This window comes from Micromonospora sonchi (genome assembly GCF_014646235.1).
In the GTDB taxonomy this organism is placed as follows: domain Bacteria; phylum Actinomycetota; class Actinomycetes; order Mycobacteriales; family Micromonosporaceae; genus Micromonospora; species Micromonospora sonchi.
Map to the genome: position 1 here is coordinate 1 of NZ_BMNB01000075.1, position 1,707 is coordinate 1,707.

Genomic DNA, 1,707 nt, shown 5'->3' on the forward strand with positions numbered 1-1,707 from the left:
CCTCGATCCGTCAGAGGGTTTTGCTCCCTGCCTGACCGTTTCGGCTTGACCGTTTTGTCCGCTGGTGGTGGGTGCGGGAGCGCCACGTGTCGCTGTGGACGCGCGAGGTCTCCGTGCCCTCGAGGAGCGGCCTTTCTGCTGGTAGGTACAGGGGTTCTGGGTTAGGTAGCTGGTGGTAGGAGGGTGAGGCGTTGCCAGCAGAGGGTGAACGCGTCGGCCCAGGGCCAGGTTTCGGGGATCGACAGCACGCGGCGGCGGGCGTGGGTGGCCAGTTTCGCGGGTAGGTGTAGCAGCCGGTAGCGCAGGGTGTCGGGTTCGGCGTGCGCGAGATCCGGCTGGTCGTGCAGGCCGAGTAGTCGCGTCCAGGCGGTCAGGTCGGTGGCGATGTTGGCGGCGAGGACCCAGCCGCGGTTGACGGTCCAGGTTTTTGAGGGCAGGTTGCGCAGGCCCATCGCCTTTCCTGCGCGGACTTGATCTTCTACTCCGGCGTGCGCCCGGTGGAGGGCGTCGAGCCATTGCGGCTGGTGTGAGCCGGGCACGCGCGCGATGCGGGTGATGTTGGTGGCGACGATCTGGTAGCGCCAGCCGGTGCGTTTCTCCAGCTCGGTGAGGTTCTTGACGTGCCGGGCCGAGGGTTTCACCCGCCGCACGAGCAGCCGCAGGGTGCCGGTCCAGCCCGCGAGCCGGGTGTTGAGACCGGTCAGTTCCGCGACGTGCGCGTCGCTGGTGGCGGTGCCGTCCTGGTGCAGGCTGTCGGTCCAGGCGTCGGCGGGCAGCTGTGCGATCGCGGTCTCGTCGGCGGCGGTGATCGTCCAGCCGACGGTGAACTTCACGCTGCGCCATACCCGGTTCATCTGCTCCAGATGCTCGAGGAGCTCATGGGTGGCGCCGGCCCCGTCGACGCGGATCAGGAGCTTGCGCCGGTAGCCGGCCGGGAGCTGGGCGATGGCGTCACCGAGGACCCGGATGTGATCAGCAACCGTGTTCGATCCGGCGTTACCGGGGCGCAGCAGCATGGCCAGGCATTCCGCGGTGTTGGCACACCACGCGCCCAGCGGGTGAAAGCCATAGCCCTTCTTGAAGGTGGCCGCCGCGCCCTGCTTGTCGCTGTGGGCGGTGATCAGCGTGGCATCCAGATCGATGACCACCCACCCGGTCAGCAGCTTGCCCGCCACGCTCAGCCACGGGAACCCCTGCCGGCGGCGGGCGAGCAGCGCCCACACGTGAGCGCGGACCTTCGCCCGCGCTGTGCCGATCCGCTTCAGCGCGGTCTCGTCAAGGCCAGCGAGGGCTCGCCGGACGGTCGACTCCGACGGCCGATCACCGAAGACCACACTCTGATGGGCCAGCAGCGCGATGTCGGACATGCTCGTGGCGCCGAGCACGATCGCGACCGCGAGCGACACCAGAACCGTGCCGCGATCCCACCAACCCGGCCCCGCGCCACGCGGCAGCACCTTGTTCAAACCGCTGGTCAGACCACTCCGATCAGCGCATTTACGCAGCAGGACCGCACCCGCGTGACCAACCAGACCCTTCCCACCCGAGCCGACGACCAGCCGCTGATCCCACCCACTACCCTTACCCACCAGGAAGGTGCACCCGATTCTGCTGTGGACATGGACTCGACACCCACATCCTTGCAGGTCAGGTGCACCTTTCCTTCACTGACCTCGATCAGTCAAATCCCCTCTGAACAGGGGAGGT

At 67.8% G+C, this 1,707-nt stretch carries 1 protein-coding gene; it reads right to left on the reverse strand.

Translation table 11 applies throughout. The annotated features are described in order from the left end of the window. Window positions 1-161: 161 nt before the first annotated feature. Complete coding sequence (locus IEY61_RS30790) at window positions 162-1,589, reverse strand: IS1380 family transposase (RefSeq protein WP_229706651.1); 1,428 nt, start codon at window positions 1,587-1,589, stop codon at window positions 162-164. Between the last annotated feature and the right edge of the window lie 118 nt (window positions 1,590-1,707).